Source organism: Bacteroidetes Order II. bacterium, assembly GCA_016788705.1.
Classification (GTDB): domain Bacteria; phylum Bacteroidota; class Rhodothermia; order Rhodothermales; family UBA2364; genus UBA2364.
The window spans coordinates 1-18,241 of sequence record JAEUSQ010000027.1 but is presented as its reverse complement, the minus strand read 5'-3'; the positions used below and the strand labels follow the sequence as shown (position 1 = coordinate 18,241).

Annotated in this window: 14 protein-coding genes; 6 read left to right on the top strand and 8 right to left on the bottom strand. The window is 44.7% G+C overall.

What is annotated here, in order from left to right:
- Positions 1-41: 41 nt before the first annotated feature.
- The 4 genes from JNN12_06995 to JNN12_06980 are packed head-to-tail and all read right to left on the bottom strand — an operon-like array spanning position 42 to position 3,841.
- Complete coding sequence (locus tag JNN12_06995; protein MBL7978070.1) at positions 42-1,736, bottom strand: PP2C family protein-serine/threonine phosphatase; 1,695 nt, start codon at positions 1,734-1,736, stop codon at positions 42-44.
- Between the two features lie 9 nt (positions 1,737-1,745).
- Positions 1,746-2,234: a metallophosphoesterase family protein gene (locus tag JNN12_06990; protein ID MBL7978069.1), complete on the bottom strand. Its 489-nt coding sequence runs from the start codon at positions 2,232-2,234 to the stop codon at positions 1,746-1,748.
- Positions 2,231-3,148 carry a hypothetical protein gene (locus tag JNN12_06985; protein ID MBL7978068.1) on the bottom strand — a complete coding sequence of 306 codons (918 nt, stop codon included), beginning with the start codon at positions 3,146-3,148 and terminating at the stop codon, positions 2,231-2,233. The genes JNN12_06990 and JNN12_06985 overlap by 4 nt, the downstream gene beginning before the upstream one ends.
- A 6-nt stretch (positions 3,149-3,154) precedes the next feature.
- Complete coding sequence (locus tag JNN12_06980) at positions 3,155-3,841, bottom strand: metal-dependent hydrolase (GenBank protein MBL7978067.1); 687 nt, start codon at positions 3,839-3,841, stop codon at positions 3,155-3,157.
- A 166-nt stretch (positions 3,842-4,007) separates the two neighbouring features.
- On the opposite strand from JNN12_06980, the gene JNN12_06975 reads away from it, so the two are divergent.
- Positions 4,008-4,430 (top strand): carboxypeptidase regulatory-like domain-containing protein, encoded by a 423-nt coding sequence (locus JNN12_06975; GenBank protein ID MBL7978066.1) that lies wholly within the window; start codon positions 4,008-4,010, stop codon positions 4,428-4,430.
- Between the two features lie 302 nt (positions 4,431-4,732).
- Here the strand turns inward: JNN12_06975 and JNN12_06970 are convergent, their stop codons facing one another.
- The 3 genes from JNN12_06970 to JNN12_06960 are packed head-to-tail and all read right to left on the bottom strand — an operon-like array spanning position 4,733 to position 9,176.
- A complete protein-coding gene (locus JNN12_06970; protein MBL7978065.1) occupies positions 4,733-5,485 on the bottom strand; it encodes a response regulator transcription factor in 753 nt (250 codons plus the stop codon).
- A 15-nt stretch (positions 5,486-5,500) separates the two neighbouring features.
- Positions 5,501-8,032, bottom strand: a complete 2,532-nt coding sequence (locus JNN12_06965; protein ID MBL7978064.1) for a cation-translocating P-type ATPase — start codon at positions 8,030-8,032, stop codon at positions 5,501-5,503.
- Positions 8,025-9,176 (bottom strand): histidine kinase, encoded by a 1,152-nt coding sequence (locus JNN12_06960; GenBank protein MBL7978063.1) that lies wholly within the window; start codon positions 9,174-9,176, stop codon positions 8,025-8,027. The genes JNN12_06965 and JNN12_06960 overlap by 8 nt, the downstream gene beginning before the upstream one ends.
- Before the next feature lie 272 nt (positions 9,177-9,448).
- Here JNN12_06960 and JNN12_06955 point away from each other — a divergent pair, with 272 nt between their 5' ends.
- The 5 genes from JNN12_06955 (at position 9,449) to JNN12_06935 (ending at position 16,637) form a co-directional block, all read left to right on the top strand.
- Positions 9,449-12,190 (top strand): pyruvate, phosphate dikinase, encoded by a 2,742-nt coding sequence (locus tag JNN12_06955; protein ID MBL7978062.1) that lies wholly within the window; start codon positions 9,449-9,451, stop codon positions 12,188-12,190.
- A 657-nt stretch (positions 12,191-12,847) separates the two neighbouring features.
- On the top strand, positions 12,848-13,582 hold the full coding sequence (locus tag JNN12_06950) for a hypothetical protein (GenBank protein MBL7978061.1): 735 nt from the start codon (positions 12,848-12,850) through the stop codon (positions 13,580-13,582).
- A gap of 486 nt (positions 13,583-14,068) precedes the next feature.
- Positions 14,069-15,667, top strand: coding sequence for a type I restriction-modification system subunit M (locus JNN12_06945; GenBank protein ID MBL7978060.1), 1,599 nt, complete (start codon positions 14,069-14,071; stop codon positions 15,665-15,667).
- A gap of 63 nt (positions 15,668-15,730) precedes the next feature.
- A complete protein-coding gene (locus JNN12_06940; protein MBL7978059.1) occupies positions 15,731-16,210 on the top strand; it encodes a GxxExxY protein in 480 nt (159 codons plus the stop codon).
- A gap of 28 nt (positions 16,211-16,238) precedes the next feature.
- The gene (locus JNN12_06935) at positions 16,239-16,637 is read left to right on the top strand and encodes a hypothetical protein (protein MBL7978058.1); all 399 of its coding nucleotides are present in this window, start codon (positions 16,239-16,241) and stop codon (positions 16,635-16,637) included.
- On the opposite strand, the gene JNN12_06930 is transcribed toward JNN12_06935, so the two are convergent.
- Positions 16,634-18,175: an IS66 family transposase gene (locus JNN12_06930; protein MBL7978057.1), complete on the bottom strand. Its 1,542-nt coding sequence runs from the start codon at positions 18,173-18,175 to the stop codon at positions 16,634-16,636. The genes JNN12_06935 and JNN12_06930 overlap by 4 nt on opposite strands.
- Positions 18,176-18,241: the final 66 nt, after the last annotated feature.

The following is an 18,241-nucleotide window of genomic DNA, read 5'->3' as shown; positions in this document are numbered from 1 at the left end:
GACGTCATTACCAGCAGTGGGGTAAGAAACCACATAACCATTTAAAAGGTTTCTGCTTGTAATACAATTGCTGTGCGGTCGTCGCTTTGAGGGGCCGTATCAGCCCATTGAAGAACCGCATCCTTGATCATGGAAAGGGCTTGGGTCGCATGAGGAGTGTTTGCCGCTACCAGTGTCTGAAGGAGGCGTTGCACTCCCATCTCTTCATGATTAGGATTCAGGGCTTCGGAAAGGCCATCTGTATAGAAGAAAATGCGGTCACCGGGTTGGAGACGAATACGGCCTTGTTCGTATGGTACATGTTTTAAAACACCCAAGAGAGGCCCGCCCGTTTCAAGTCGTAAGACCTCGCGTCCAGAACGGAACCAAATGGGGGCATCATGTCCGGCGTTAACGAAAACAAAAGTTTGATCACGTAAGTCTAAAATCCCCCAAAAAAACGTGATAAACTTATCCGAATCGGTATTGTCGGTAATCACGGCATTGAGCATTGCTGTTGCTTGGGCCAGGTCGGAAAGGGCACGGGTGGCCAATTGGAACTGAATGCCTGCTTGTAAATGGGACATCAACAGGGCAGCGGGCATCCCTTTTCCGGTAACATCGGCAATGGCAATTAAAAAACGATGTTCGTCTAAAGGTCTTACGTCAAAAAAATCACCACCCACATGCCGTGCAGGTTGGCTCCACACATCTACGCTCCAATCGGGAATGGATGGCAATCTTTGAGGAAGAAGCCTGCGTTGGATATTACTGGCCAAACGCATTTCCTCTTCTAATCGCTCGTTTTCAAGGCGCGTGGCAAGCAAGGAAACATTTTCGAGAGAGGTTAAGGTAAGTTGACCCAAAGCGGTCATGAATTCTATATCGGTCTGGGTATAAGGCAACTGAGAGGTTTTGTCTCCGAGGCACAAGACACCGCGCGTCTCGTTCTGGATGCGAAGTGGGAGGATCAGCCGAAGCCCCCTTTTGGAAAAAGACTCCCATTGCAGTTGGGGATTAGGCAACAGCACCAATTCTTTTAATTCGGATAAGGCTTGTATTTCGGAGGCTTGGAGCGTTATGTTCAACCCTTTGGCAATGACAGGCGAAAACTGAAATGGGGTATCTGTTGTATGTTCTTTAAGAAGAAAAGCGAATTGGCGGATCATTAGGTGGCCCATCAATGAAAATCCCAATTGTTTCAGAACTTTTTCTTTGCCTTGGGTGGCGCCAAATCCGGCTGCTAAATCAAATAACGTATTTAGTTGCTGGATTTTAAGGGCGAGGTCTTGGTTGGCCGTTTGTAGTTCGGCAACCATGGCAGCATTGTGCACGGCTACCGAAGATATATGAACCAAGGATTGTACAAAAGAAGCTTCTTCTGGCAAAAATGGTTGCTTGGTTACTTTCTGGCCAAATCCAACAAATCCAAGATGTTGTTTTCTTGCAGTAAGGGGAAGGAGATAATGGATGCCCCACTTTTTGAGGGGGACGGGCGCTTCTGAAAGGCCGGGGGCAGGAACGGGGAAAAGGTCGAAACCAAAAGCCTCTGTTTTGTCTATGTGATGGATTCCTTGTGCCGAAGCAATGGTATATACCTGATGAACTGGATGCGATAAAAGGGCAATACTCCGGGTGACGAGTAATTTGCTCATGGCGGTTCGGAGTAGATTATCGAGAATAAACCCAATTTCGAGCGAGTCGTTCAGTAATGTACTGGTTTCGTAGAGGGCAAGGAGGTCAAACTTTTCACGCATAGAAACTCCTTAGAGATGAATTACTTCGGCGGAAGTGGGTTTCCCTCCCCAAACCTGAAGCCGTACAAGGGTTTTTTCCTTGTGCCAGCCCTGCATTCCGGCCGCTCCGGGATTGATGTAGAGCATGTTCTGTAATCGGGCGACCCGCTCAATCCGAAGGATATGACTGTGACCGCAGATGAAAACGTGTGGAGGCGCCTCCAATAAGGTAGCCCGAACGGATGAATCCCAGCGTCCTGGATGTCCGCCAATGTGGGTCATCCAAAAGGTGCAGCCCTCTATGCTAAACCGTTGATGTTGCGGAAGACGCTTCCTAAGTTCCTGTCCATCTATATTGCCCCAGACAGCACGAACCTCCGGGCCAATGGATGCCAACTGGTCTAATACGTTTGTATTTCCAATATCGCCCGCGTGTAAAATCAAGTCGGTTTCGGCCAGAAATCCAGCCAGGTCCGGATGAAAAAAATGGTGCGTGTCGGATAAGATACCAATCGTCATCGCAATTGTAGATTTGCGCCCAATCGGATAGCATCGTGTGCCGCACCCGTTTGGCGGAGAGGAATACGGAAATAAGGGGAAAACTGCCAGGTTGGGCGCAATAGGTTTAGGCCGACTTCTAAGGACATAAGGCCCCCTTGCTCCTTGATTGGCTTTTGGGGTGAACCTTCGTAATTCCGGCCCTCGATTGGCAAAATGTCCATGTTTCCTGCTGATGCCTTGAGAGAGACAAAGAGGTTGCTTGCTGCCGGATCAAAAGCAAAACGGTATGTCCGACTGGCGTGAATGCTCTTGCCGGATTTTCGTAATAAGGATTGTGGCATCCGACGACCTGTCTCTGGATTAACCAATGGCTGGTCGGAAAGCCCCATACGTTGATAACGGAAACCTATGGCAAACTCTGTAGAAAACATATTGCGGTATTTGGTTTCGGTATAGCCACTGATATCCACACCAGAGATACTGGGTTCCGAAAAGGGCGGTTGGATGGCAAGGCGGAAGGCAAAATGCTTATTATCGCTTTGCAAGTAATATTTGGTTGCCAACCATGCAAGGCCAATACGTCCGTTTCCCATGGCGGTTTGGCCCCAAATACCTTGCAGGTCTATATGTGAAGAAAGGCGTGCATCTGCGCGAAGTGCGAACTGGTATGCCTTGAGAACAGGCGTACGGGATGAGGTGGGCTGGGTAGGGATGCTGGAAATGGGAAGAACGTAACCGGGTTGGTACACCAATAACGTTCTTCCAGAAAAGCGGCTGTTAAAATCACGATCTGCACTTTCCGGTTGTCGTAACGGATCCGAAAAACCAATCCACGGCTGCGCCACGGTGGGAATGTCCCAAAGTGGCGTCCAGAATCCCATTAAGGTGATTAAGAAGGCCGACCGTTTGAAGAAGTGCATGATGTGGTGCATGGTTGGTTAAATAATAAGGGATTCTCCCGGCTTCATAATCATGCCGTTCATACCAGCCGCTGCCATGGCATTTTGCCAGATGGCCAGATCGGTAACGATGTAGGGAAAGGTATTATGATGTACGGGTACTACATTTTTGGCCCGAATCATTTTGGCTGCGCGGACCGCATCCGGTATTCCCATCGTAAAATTATCGCCAACGGGTAAAAAAGCCAGATCTATCTCGAAGTCTTCGCCAATATAGGCCATTTCGTTGAACAAATCGGTGTCTCCGGCATGGTATAATGTTTTTCCAGCCGATTGCAGGACAAACCCATTCGGGTTGCCACCATATGTTCCGTCGGGAAAGGACGAGGAATGTCTTGCATACGTTTGTTTGACCTTTCCCCATTCAAAGTGGGCCATCCCACCCGTATTCATTGGATGAAAATGCCCATAGCCCGTTTTGTTCTCTAAATAGGTACAGATTTCGTAATTAGCAATAAGAAGCGCACCCGATCTCTGGAGGATTTCCTCGGAGTCGCCCCAGTGGTCGCCATGCGCGTGCGTGACGAAGACCACGTCCGGCTTGAGGTCCGAGGCCCGAACATGACCTTCTGCAAGTGGATTTTCGCTCAGGAAAGGGTCGAATAAAAATGTGTGGGTTTCGGTTGTTGCCAAAAGGGCCGAGTGGCCAAAATAGGTTATTTTCATGGTGTGCAATATTTTGGATGTTGCGATAGGTAGGCTTAATTTAATCGAAAAAGGATGAAATAGGAAGCCTATTTTACAAGAAAACACAAGAGCGGGAGAGAGCCATCAAACAGGGCACTTCCGACCTATAATTAGATTCCTCTATTTGTTTTACCAACAGCCCTACATGAAAATCCGCCTACCTAAGTTTCTACTATATGTTATATGTGGCTATTTCGTTTGGACGGATGTTCTTGCCCAGGTGCGTGTTTGGGGAGTGGTCCGTGAAACAAGTGGCAATGCTCCTGTTTCGGGTGTTGTAGTGGCACTCATTAAACCAATAACGGGCGAGGTACAGTTTTTTGGTAGAAGCGATCTAGATGGGGGCTATCTGTTGGCAGATGTGTTGCCGGGTGAATATCGGATTCGGGTTGGCACGGTGGGGTATCGTCGGTTCGAGCGGAGTATATCCGTAGCTGGAGCCGATATTCGATATGATATTCGCTTAGAACCGGGCATTTTGGAAAAGGAAAAACCAAATCCGGGTACGTTTTTTAAGCGCGTTCATGATTGGTTGAAGAAAAGGCGTATCGTGAAAAATTTTAGGTGAACCAAGTGTACCTTGTGCCTGTCAATGAGGGAAATAATTAAGGATGGATGATTGAATTTTGTACATAAAAAAGCAATATTTTAAATAAGAACAAATTCAAAAGGTTATAGGTTGGCGAAAACTTAAGGGGAACTCAAAATAGTCAACTTCCCGGGCATTGCGTGGAGTAGAGTCGAGCGAAGCGACACACGAAGTAAATGCCCGTTTTTACAACATATTTGAGGACGAAAAATAAATTTTGGACTTTATCCTAAAAAATGGCCAGCATATAGAAAGAGATAAAACAATTAAATAAAAGTAGCTTAATTAATTGGTTTTTGTCCAATGGCTGCAAGCAAATCCGGCTGATACATCTCGCTAATAGGAATCCAAGTCTCGCCAATCATCAACCGTTGGTTACGAATGGCTGTAATATGACGGGTCGCGACGATAAACGATTTGTGAACCCTACAAAACGGAGGAGAAGGAAGTTTTTCTTCTAATGATTTTAGGGTCATACGGGTAATTAAAGGACGCTGTTGAGAGGCTAAGTGAAAGCGTAGGTAGTCCTTTTCACTTTCTACGTACAGTACGTCCGCCAAACGAATGGGGATGAGGGCATAATCGGCATTTACCCAAATCGTGTCTTGATGTATGGGCGGGTGGAGGGCTTTCGGTAAAGGGGGGGGTGTTGTGGAAATGACTACCTCCGACGGCGTCATGGTGTCTAAGGCTTTCTGGGCGGCCTGTAAAAAACGTTGAAAAGGCACTGGTTTCAAGAGATAATCCACTACATTGAGTTCATACCCCTCAAGGGCGTAATGGCTATATGCGGTGACAAAAATGACCTTTTGTTGTGGCCGTAAGCTACGAAGAAATTGTACACCAGTGATGCCTGGCAGTTGTATGTCTAAGAAAATCAAATCAATAGAGGAATCATTTAGCCATTGAAGGGCGTCAGGAATGGTGCGACAGCACGCTACCAACTCTAGAAATGGGACCTGCCGGATGTTGTCCTCCAACAAGTCAAGGGCTAAGGGTTCATCGTCCACAGCAAGGCAACGGAGGGTGGGCATAGGGGCGTTATTGGTTTAAGGAAAGTTAATGGGTTTTGGTAGTTCTTTTCGTTGGTACGCCTTCCAAATTTCAATCCATAAGACTCCGCAGGCGGCAGCAAAGAGGGACCTGAAAAGCTGCATTCCCGATATCGCTGCAAAGTCAAAAATATCGCGGATATTTGGAATCAACAATGCCATAATCAAAACGAGCAAGGAGAGTATCAGGATCAGGGGGATTAGATAATTCGGGTATCTAAGGGTTGTAAGCAAGCCGAAGTAAAAAGACCGATTTACCAAGGTGAGAAAAAGGTTGCTAAAAATGAGCGTCGAAAAAACCGTGGTGCGGACTACTGCTTCTGGTTCGTTTTGGGTCATTTCCCAAAAGCCGACGGAAAGGCAAGCCACCGAGATCATTAAACCTTGCAAAATACTGATTGCCAGTTCGTTCAACGAAAAAAAGGAAGACGTCATTTTCCGAGGTGGCTTGTGCATCGAATTGGCCTCAATAGGCTCATTCTCAAAGATGATAGAGCAGGTGGGGCCCATGATTAGTTCCAAAAAGATGACATGAATGGGCGAGAACAAGTCGGTAAAGCGCCAAAAAAGCATCAATGGAAGGGTTACGATCATTAAAATCGGAATATGAATAGAAATAATGTACCGAATGGCTTTTTTAAGGTTCTCATAAATACGTCGTCCGAGCGCGATGGCTTGCGGCATGTGTCCCAGATCGTCATCCGTCAAAACAAGCGATGCGGCGGCCTTTGCGGTTTCGGAGCCGCGTTTGCCCATTGCGATGCCAATATGAGCAGCTTTTAAGGCGGGGCCGTCATTTACCCCATCGCCCGTCATCGCCACGATTTCATTGTTTGCTTTTAGGGCTTCGATCACACGGAGTTTGGCTTCGGGGAACATGCGGGCATACAAATTGACAGAGGAAACGGCGGTTTTTAGTGATTCTGGGGGCATTCGCATCACTTCCTCGCCCGTTAGGCATTGCTCAAGGTCTCGAAAATGTACTTGTTGTCCGATGGCCTTGGCGGTCTCAGCATAATCTCCGGTGATCATTTTTACTTGTATTCCTGCCTGATAAAAGGCTTCGACTGTTTGTCTGATATTGGCCTTGGGTGGATCATAAAACGCCACCAATCCTTGAAAAGAAAACCGCAGGGCTGTTTGTAATGCAGGAAGTTGCAAAGGGTCGTGGTTGGAAACACCAACGGCTAAAACTCGATAGCCTTTTGAAGCCAACTGACGCGATACCGCCAGAATACGGTTCTGTTTCTCCTGAGAGGCATCCGAAACCGCAAGTACGCCTTCTACAGCCCCTTTGCAAGCAATGATAGGGGGCAAGTTTTCAGCCGTATAGACATGGGTCATAAAAGGAGGAATTCCGCTCAGGGGGTATTCGGAAGTAAGGGTGTAGTATGGACGGAGGTCTTGTGGGGTGGTAGCTGCATAGGCGGCATGGAGGGCTTTTTCCATCGGATCGAAAGGAGATGGCTCGGACGCCCACATGGCACTTACCAATACCGGATGTGAAATGGTGATGGGAGTGTTAGTAAAGTCATATAAATCGTCCTTTTTTGCATCATACAAGGCTACTAATTTCATGACATTTTCTGTAAGGGTGCCCGTCTTGTCGGTACAAATGACCGTAGCGGCGCCGAGAGTTTCAACCGTCATGGGAGACTTGGCAATGATGTTGTTTTTATAGAGGCGGTAGGCGCCAAGTGCCATAAACGTGCTGAATGCCACTGGAATTTCTTCGGGCAAAACCGACATTGCCAGAGTAAGCCCATGTAACAAGGCATGTAATACTTCGCCCGATTGTGCAAAATTGAGGCCCCACACCATGAAAAAGGCTACGGCGCCGAAAGCTACCATTCTATGCACAAATCCCCTGATTTGGTGTTGGAGCGGCGAGGTCGTTGTTTGGATTTCGGTGAGGGAATGGCCAATTTTACCCAATTCGGTGTTGTTTCCAACAACTGTTACTTCGGCCACACAAGAGCCGCTTTCTACCAATGTGCCGCCAAAAACAACGGAAGGAAGGGAGGAAGTGCCTTTGGTAACGGATAACGATTCGCCCGTCAAGATACTTTCATTTACCGAAAAATCATGTGCTTCCAGTATTTGGGCATCTGCTGGAATAAGATCTCCGTCTTCGAGCATGATAAGATCGCCAATAACCACGTCTTCTGCGGGGACCGAATATTGCTGACCGTCTCGTATCACTTTAGTCGGCGGATTTGCTAATTTTCGGAGGGTTAGAACGGCATTCCGACTACGGTTTTCCTGAAAAATGGATATACTCGACACAAAGCCCAAGGCCATCAGCATAATCATGCCTTCTTGAACCTCGTTTAAGATAAAATATATGGCAGCAGATCCTACCAGTATTAAAAACAAGGGATCGGAGATAACTTCTTTTAAGATGGAAAAAAGGGGATGTTTTTCCCGTAGGCGCAGTACATTTGGGCCATGTTGCCGCCGTGAATGCTCAACTTGCGCGGACGTAAGCCCGGTCCATTTGGGGGGGAATGGGGGAAGGTGTTCAGGCATAATGTCTTAGCTGGTCATGGGGCAAGCTTTTGGGTGATTCTAGGTCTCTTTCAGGGTGGTGCAGGTTTACGGTCAGTACTACCTGAAATCGGTTAAGACCCGGTACAATGCCTAATGAATGTGCTTGTGGATATAAGAGGTCCAATCTCCGGCGAATGTTGGTCAATCCTATGCCGGATGCGGGGTCTTTGGGGCCGACATCTGATTCTGGCATTGTATTGCTGACTTCAAAGTGCAAGACCTCTTCCCTTACCTGAATCTTAAGGTCAATCTCTGGATGTGCCACATTGGTGCCGTGCTTAAAAGCATTCTCAACAAACGGGATTAATAGGAGGGGTTCTATGGTGGCTTGTGTGGTGTCTCCGGAAATTTCAACTTGTAAGTGCAAGGTATCGCCAAAACGTAGGCGCTGTAGGTCTAAATAACTATTGAGATAGGTGATCTCACGGTCAAGGGGGACACGAGATTCGGGTGCTTCGTAGAGTGTATAACGTATCAGACTAGACAGGGTCATGAGGGCCGGTTCTAATTTGTCAGATTTTTTCCGGGCCAGCGAAACCATACCATTTAATACATTAAACAAAAAATGGGGGCTTACTTGCGAACGCAAAAACGCGAGTTCGGCCGCAAGACGCTCCTTTTCCCTCGCTTCGGTCTCTTGTTTAGAGCGTTGCCACTCATGGATAAAGTGTTGGGTCAGTCCTACAAAAACCACCAAAACGAGTTGGGTGATAATGGAAAAATAGCGGTACGATGAAGAATAGTTATTGGGGCGGTGGTTGTGTTTAGACCCCGGAGGGGGGGCTGGTTGCTCAAATGGCGAACCAAATGTACTTGTGACCCAGTCCCTAAACATCATATAGGCTTCACTAATGGACAAAATGACCAGAATCACTACCACAATGTACCAAAGGGTTTTACGATGCACCAATAGCCTCGGCAGAAAAATCCCCAGATTGCCATAGTACAGAGACATCATTAAGGCCACTTGGGCAAACTGAATACTCCAGAAAAGGACTGGGTCTCGAAGGCGGATCGGAAGACCAAATAGCAAGGGCATGAGCAAAACCAAAGACCAAGCAAGAAAATGAACAGCAGCCCTAATGGTCCAATGGCGGGTACGGAGGGGTTCGGAAAACGGCATAAAAAAACTACAGTGCCGAATTGGTCGGCGATGGCCTTTATCTGTTAGCGTAAATCGCTTTAGACAATCAAGTTACGTACTGGTGAACAAAAGATCAAGGTACAGCGCCGACATTCTCCCTACGTCTTTTTCCTACATGGATCGGCTTTTTTTCCCTACACATCTAAACAACGAAACCATCAAAAGGTTTTTTCTGGTCTGGGTTATCCTTGTTGCAAATTATGTAGGCCGTTTAGAGCGGCTTTTCTTTTCCATTAAAATAACGCATTCAAATGGACGTCTCTGCTAAATATGTGTATCTCTTTGGGCCGGAAGGCACTGAAGGCCGTGCTGACATGAAGAACCTTTTGGGAGGAAAAGGGGCCAATATGGCCGAAATGTGCTTGCTCAATATCCCCGTTCCGGCTGGTTTCACGGTAACCACCGAGGCTTGTACCCAATATACCTTGCATGGTCGGGAAACGGTGACCAACCTCATTGCCGATGAAGTAAAAAAAGGCGTGGCATATGTCGAAAAAATCATGGGCAAAAAATTTGGAGACGCTTCGGACCCGTTATTGCTCTCTGTGCGTTCGGGAGCACGTGCTTCGATGCCCGGTATGATGGATACGATCCTGAATTTGGGACTGAATGATGACGCCGTTCAAGGGTTGATCGAGAAATCGGGCGATGCACGGTTTGCATGGGACTCGTACCGCCGATTTGTGCAAATGTATGGCGATGTGGTGATGGGTCTGAAGCCTGAACGCAAAGAAGATGAAGACCCTTTCGAGTTGATCATTGAATTTGTTAAACATGAACGAGGGGTAAAATTAGATACCGACCTTTCGGCAGATGATTTAAAAGAATTGGTCCGTCGGTTTAAAGCCCTGATCTTGGCCCGGTTAGGTAAAGACTTCCCGACCGATCCATGGGAGCAGTTGTGGGGGGCCATCATGGCAGTATTCCAAAGTTGGAACAACGAGCGGGCACAAGTTTATCGTGCCTTGAACGACATTCCTGAAAGTTGGGGAACAGCGGTCAATGTGCAGGCAATGGTCTATGGTAACCATTCCAGCAATAGTGCAACTGGTGTGGCTTTCACCCGCGATGCGGCCACAGGTGAAGACATTTTTAATGGCGAATTTTTATTTAATGCACAAGGTGAAGATGTGGTTGCGGGGATTCGCACACCCCAACAAGTGACGCGTATAGGCTCACAGCGGTGGGCCGAGTTGGCCTGCATCAGCGAAGAAGACCGGAAGACCAATTATCCGTCATTAGAAGAAGCTATGCCCGAGGTGTTTGCACAGCTGATTCATGCAGAAACGACACTGGAAAACCATTTTAGCGATATGCAAGACGTAGAGTTTACCATCGAGGACGGTAAACTTTGGATGTTGCAAACCCGAAATGGCAAACGGACGGGCGCAGCAATGGTGAAAATTGCTATGGATATGCTTCGCCAAGGAATGATAGATGAAAAAACGGCTATCCAACGGGTGGATCCGAATCGCTTGGATGAATTGCTACATCCCGTTTTTGATGGAAAGGCGATTAAGAATGCCGAGGTAATTGCACGCGGGTTACCGGCTTCTCCAGGGGCCTCCACCGGGCAAATCGTGTTCTTTGCAGATGAAGCGGAAGAATGGGCCAAACGTGGTAAAGATGTTATTCTGGTGCGGGTAGAAACCAGTCCCGAAGACTTGCGCGGGATGCACGCCGCCAAAGGGATTCTGACGGCACGCGGCGGTATGACATCTCATGCGGCAGTGGTTGCACGGGGAATGGGCAAATGCTGTGTTTCGGGTGCAGGTGCTATCCATGTAGATTATAAATCGCGCGAGATGACCGTAGAAGGCAAAACCTATCGCGAAGGAACGTGGATTTCGCTTAATGGCACCACCGGAGAGGTCTATGAGGGGCGGGTCGAAACCCGCGAAGCCGAACTTAGCGGCGACTTTGGCGAATTGATGACGCTCTCCGAAAAATATGCCAGACTCGGTGTACGTACCAACGCGGATACGCCCGAAGAAGCTAAGCAAGCCGTAAATTTTGGAGCAACAGGAATTGGCCTTTGCCGCACCGAGCACATGTTCTTTGAAGGGGATCGTATTATTTCGGTAAGGGAAATGATTTTGGCCGATGACGAGGCCGGGCGCCGGAAGGCTTTAGACAAACTACTGCCCATTCAACGGGGCGATTTCGAGGGCTTATTCGAGGTTATGCACGATCTACCCGTGACCATCCGTCTCTTAGATCCGCCACTCCATGAATTCCTCCCACATGACGATGCCAGTCAACAGGTGATGGCCAAACAAATGCATGTCTCGGTGAATAAAATCCGGGATCGGATTGAAGAACTGAAAGAACAAAACCCCATGCTGGGTCATCGTGGTTGCCGACTCGGCATCACGTATCCCGAAATTACCGAAATGCAAACCCGTGCCATCATAGAGGCGGCTCTTAACGTACATGCAAAAGGGATCAAAGTCTTGCCCGAAATCATGGTTCCGTTAGTGGTGACCGTCCGCGAATTTGCAGAGCAAGAAAAGGTCATCCGTCGGGTCGCTGCCAAGGTTTTTGCAGAACAAGGCGTAGAAATCCCCTATAAAGTGGGGACAATGATCGAAACGCCGCGTGCAGCACTGATGGCAGATAGCATTGCCCAAAAAGCTGAGTTCTTCTCTTTTGGAACGAACGACCTCACGCAAATGACGTTCGGATTTTCCCGCGACGATGCCAATAAATTCTTACCGATCTACCTGAAAAAAGGGCTTGTGGACCAAGATCCGTTTAAATCTATTGATGAAAAGGGGGTGGGCCAACTGATTGATATGGCGGTTAAAAAAGGGCGTTCGGTAAATGCGAACCTGCATCTGGGGGTGTGTGGTGAACATGGCGGCGATCCAACATCGGTGGCTTTTGCTTGTAAAACTGGTTTGGATTATGTGAGCTGTTCCCCCTTCCGGGTACCCATCGCCCGAATTGCTGCGGCTCAGGCCACCATTCGCCAAAAACAAGCCAACGCCTAACGTATATTGCACTTAGAACGATCATACTCAAAACCCTGACTTCTGCCGAGGTCAGGGTTTTGTCCTTACATAACTTTGTATTTCTGAATAATGCTATAAAAATTGCACACCTATTCTAAAAAATCTTAAATTGCAACCACCAGCCTATTTTATACCTCCTAACTGTTCATCACGGTACTAACAGTACAAACTAAGTTGATCGTGCATAAAGGAGAGATGCTGCTGATCCAAGAACGATCAGAACCAAAACAACGTTGCGTTACACCCACACAAACCAGCAAACCATAAAGCAATCCGTAGCCCCTTAGATGCCCTTTTTACGGGAAAGTACGACAAAAAACACGAAAAGAGCGGATATAACTAAGTTCTGTGAAATCAGAGGACATAAAATCTACGTACAAAAACTTGACGAACAGAAGTCATCTAAAATCAATGAAAGAGAAGTTTTTAAAGGCATTGATTTTCAACAACTTATGAGCTGTTCGTGGTAAACAAAAAAAATGGCATCCGTTCTTCAATTTAACAAAATGAAGCGAGTAAAAATATAATATTTAAAAAACATAATATTAATGTTACCTTTTTGGATATTCAAAGTTCTGTGTAATTCGATTAAACACAAGATTTGATAATTATAACAACTAAAAACTACAATTCAGAATGAAAATCTTTCTTGATACTAACTTACTTATTGCTTTAATAGAAAAAACTAATATAAACTTACCGATTGAACACGAATACTATACATTTGAAAAATGCATATACGAATTTAAAAGTGGGATAAAAAGAAAATTTGTTAGTCCAGATTTCATCCTCGATAATTTAAAAGCTCATAAATCTCAAAAAAACATTCTCGATAAGAATGATGCAACAAATCGGATTGCGAAATACATAATGCAGAATGTTTTACAAACTTTACAGTATAATGAAAATGAATTAATAAATCTTAGAAATGCAATAAAACGCTATAACTTATACTATGAGTTTGGAATCGCAGAAGAATATGAATATGTTGAAATTGAAAGAGATAGTGATATTGGATTAATGAAAAATTTTTTTAAACAAGTAAAACTATATTTAAGAAATTATTCTTATGATATTGAATCAGATATATCCTCGAATAAGATTAATGTTATACTCTTTGACCAAGTTTTTGGCAATTCTTATGAAATATTAAACTTCAGAGAGATACTTGATACTTGTTTCATCAATCCAAAAGATTTAGAAATTGTTTATACAGCTTTGTCTTTTTATTGCAAAATATTTTTAACTTCAGATAAACCTTTAGTGAAAGAATGTTTATCACTGGGATTGAACCATTGTACAAATTTCGTTTATATTAACCCTGAAAATATAGAAAGTGAAATATTGAATATTTTATCAGAATATAAGTAAATCAAGCAAATGAGAAGTGCAGAGCTTGGAATAACATGACAAAAAATACTGAGGGGGTAAACCGAATAAGATTTTGACAAAAAAATAAAACCATACTTTGATAGAAAAAATGTACAATTATGTGCTAGAGAAAAAAAGAACCTTCACAGAACGTGTTGCTGCCAACTTGCACCTAAACCCAACGCACAACGCTCGACAGGTGCAAGTATGCAAGCAACACAAGCGTTAGCACTCACCCTAAAAGACGACACGACCGACAACAAACGAGCAGAAAAATGACAAACAAAATGCCAACCCTTCGCCAAATTAAAAGAGCTGCAAGCCGACACACGAGCCAACGCTTTTGCAGCACATTTAATTTTGCCCAACCGCACCCAAGCCCACCCACCACCCTTTCAGCGGACAAAGGACAATTTGAAGGCAACTTTTGACAGTAACGGAATTTTAAAAACTAACTTTACAACCTAAAAAATAAAGACAATCTCAATGAGTGAAGAATATAAAAGAATACTAGAAGCCCAACTTTGGAACATTGCCAATACGCTACGTGGCAAAATGAATGCAGACGAGTTTCGTGACTACATTTTGGGTTTCATTTTCTATAAATACCTGAGCGAGAAAATGAACATTTTCGCTGACGAAATTTTGAAACAAGACGGTATTAAGTTTAAAGACATAACACCAAAGACCGAAAACGGGACAGCGTTTATTGAAGCTATTAAAGAGGAAGCCCTCGAAAAATTAGGCTACTTTTTAAGACCAGAAGAGCTTTTTACAGAAGTTGCTAAACGTGGCAAAGGTAATAATGAAGATGACGTGGATAAATTTGACGAAAGTAAAACCAATTTCATTTTAGAAGACCTACAAAAAATCCTTATCAATATCCAGTTAAGCACAATGGGTACAGAAAGCGAAGAAGATTTTGATAATCTCTTTGAGGACATGGATTTGAACAGTTCTAAATTAGGTAAAACACCCGAAGCAAGAAATGCCATCATTGCAAAGGTACTGACGCACTTGGATAAAATTGATTTTAAATTATCTGACACTAATCAAGTTGATGTTTTGGGCGATGCTTACGAATACTTGATTGGACAATTTGCCAGTGGCGCAGGTAAAAAAGCAGGTGAATTTTATACACCGCAACAAGTTTCTTCAATACTTGCAAAACTCGTGACAACAGGAAAACAAAAACTAAAATCCGTTTACGACCCCACTTGTGGTTCGGGTTCTTTGTTGCTTCGGGTAGCCAGAGAAGTGAAAAATGTAAGCAATTTTTACGGACAAGAAATGAACCGTACTACTTACAACCTCGCTCGAATGAATATGATTCTGCACGGTGTTCATTACCGTAAATTTGATATTAAACAAGACGACACGCTCGAACATCCACAACACATTGACCTACAATTTGAGGCAATCGTTGCTAATCCGCCCTTCTCGGCGCAATGGAGCGCCAACCCTTTGTTTACAAGTGACGACCGCTTTAGTCAATACGGAAGGCTTGCACCCAGTAGCAAAGCCGACTTTGCTTTTGTGCAACACATGATTTACCATTTGGCAGACAATGGCACTATGGCAATCGTCCTGCCGCACGGGGCGCTGTTTCGTGGCGGTGCTGAACAACACATTCGCAGGTATTTGATTGAAAACAAAAACTTTTTAGATGCCGTCATTGGCTTACCTGCCAATATATTTTACGGTACGAGTATTCCGACTTGCATTTTGGTTTTCAAAAAGTGTAGAGAAAATCCTGATGACATTCTGTTTATTGATGCCAGTCGTAATTTTGAAAAGGTTAAAACACAAAATGTATTGCGTAAGGAAGATATTGATTTGATTGTTGAAACCTACCGCAACAGAACCGAAACCCCAAAATACAGCAAGAAAGCTACATTAGAAGAAATTGCCAAAAATGATTACAACCTCAACATACCACGCTATGTAGATACGTTTGAAGCAGAAGAAAGCATAGATATTGAAGCGATTGCGAAAGAAATAAAAGCATTGGACGAAACTATTGCTACCACAGATAAAAGCATTGCAACTTTTTGTAAAGAGTTGGGCATTTCAACACCTTTTTAATTGTCTGAATCAGAATTTGCAGGATTAAAAGATGAACCGGATTTTAAAACATAATATTGAAATATGACATTAGACGAGATTACTTATAAAGTTAATGGTTGTGCAATGAAAGTGCATAACACGTTAGGTAATGGATTTCAAGAGGTCATTTACCAACGGTGCTTGGCTATTGAATTAGAAAGAGCAGGATTATCTTTTGGAAGAGAAGTTGAACAAACTATCTTTTATGAAGGAATTGAAGTAGGAACAAGAAGAGCTGATTTTGTTGTAGAAAACCAAATAATAGTGGAACTAAAAGCATTGATTAATTTGGAAGATGTGCATTTAGCACAAGCAAAAAATTATGTAGTTGCCTATGATTTTCCCATTGGATTATTGATAAACTTTGGAGCAACAAGTTTGCAATTCAAAAAAGTATTTAACCCAAAATTCAACAAAATCAATCCTGCAAATCCTAAAATGTCAGAATCAGGGTTGACGAGATTAAAAGATGAACAAAATAATGAAAGAAAAAATAATCCTGCAAATCCTAAAATCAATTAAATCCTGATTCAGACAAATGAGCAAGCAAATGAACATACCACAATTGCGCTTCCCTGAATTTTCTGGGGAATGGGAAAAGAAAAAATTGGGGGATTTATTAGAATTTAAAAATGGAATTAACGCATCCAAAGAACAATATGGCAGTGGGTATAAATTTATAAATGTCCTAGATATTTTGAACAATGAATTTTTAACCCATGATAAAATTTTAGGAAGTGTTGACGTTTCAAAAGACATTGTAGATAGATATCCTGTAAATTATGGTGATATACTATTTCAAAGGAGTTCAGAGACTAGAGAAGATGTTGGTTCAGCATGTGTTTACCTTGATACTGACAATACGGCTACCTTTGGTGGTTTTGTAATACGAGGCAGAAAAATAGGTGATTACAATCCAATATTTTTAAATAAACTTGTAACTGGTTAGCCTGCGGGGCCCCGATACTCTGGGATACCGCCAGATAGCACGGTATAGAGTTCATTGAAAGGATTGAATTGGAGTTTTCGGACAGTGGAGATAAAGGATTGAATACGGGCATAGATTTCCGCTCCGTACTGCGTGCGGAAGCATCCACTAACCTTCATTTTGGTTTTGGTGGGCCTGATGTCCCTTTCTGCCTGATTATTGGAGAAGGGTACTTCTTCATGGAAAGCGAAAGCCAGCACCGCATCCTGATGCTTGGCGAGGCGGTCAAACAAGTTTCGGCCTTTGGTTTTCTTCGGTTTGCCGCGCGGTTTTTGTGTTGGCGGCGGCTCTTCTTGATCTGCTTGCTGGAGCAAATCCTGGTATTTTCGAAGGACTCTGGACCGTTCTTTTGTCGGAATCGCAGCCTTTCCTTTGTCAGAGCGTTCGTACAGGTCAAGTAAAAAGGCGTGAAAATTTTGGGCCCATTTGCTTCCCGATTCTATAAGAGCGGTGAATTCCCGAAGTAAATGCGCGCCGCAAACGGCATGTTGGCATCCTGTGAAGTTGAAATAGGTAGACCAACAATCATGGACTGCCCAGTTTTGAAACGAGGGCAATATGGAAATGTCGGTTTGGTGTGCTCCTGCGCCCCGTTGCGGGTGTATAAACAGGGCGGTATAGAACTCATTGCTCGCCACATGTTCCCAAAACCGGTCTTTGCCCACATAAAAGCCCGTTTCGTCATAATGGACGACCTCGCTTTGGAGTAACTTCGCCTTGATATGCGCCTCGTCTTCGGCTAAACATCCGTAGGCTAATTCGTTCTGGGCTTGCAGTGTCTGTTCGTTAAGAGTCACCCCATACAAATCGCTGAAGATTGATTGAACCTTCTTGCGCGGGATATTGTAGCCGTTGTTGAAAAGCGCACTCATCGTCACCAAACGAAGACCATATTGGGTATTAGAGCAGACATCTTGTGGAAATTGGCCTTGGTTCAGGGCTTGGCAGCCACTGCAAACCCAGTCCAAAACCTGATGCTCTGTCACTTCGATGCGTGGCGGGGGTATATCGAAAACCTGACGACGGGCACGGATTACCAAAGGTTCCGAATCGTGTATTTGACCGCACCGGGCACAGACTTCAGGTGTATGCGTTTTTACCACATCCGGTGCAGGCACCATCTTGAGTGTGCCCCCATCATGACCTGGTTTGCCGCCAATCTTACCTCCCTTAAGCCGAGGAAAGGCAGGTTTAGGCTTAAATTTGTCCATTGAGGACGGATAATTTGAATTGCGGCTGTTCTGATGCAATTGTAATTCCAATTCTTTCACCCGAAACTCCAAATTATCAATCTGATGCCGTTGTGCTTCAATATGGTTGCGTTGTGCCTCAATATGGTTGCGTTGTGCCTCAATATGGTTGCGTTGTGCCTCAATATGGTTGCGTTGTGCCTCAATTTGCTGGACATACCCCTCCAATTGAGGCTTGAAGCCTTCAATAACGGCTACCAATTCCAGGATTATCCGGTGGCAGCTTGCTATGTCGTTGGGTAGTTCCATTGAAACACAAAAATAAACTATTTTTCAATGCCCGATAACAATTTTGGAATCAGGCTAACCAGTTAC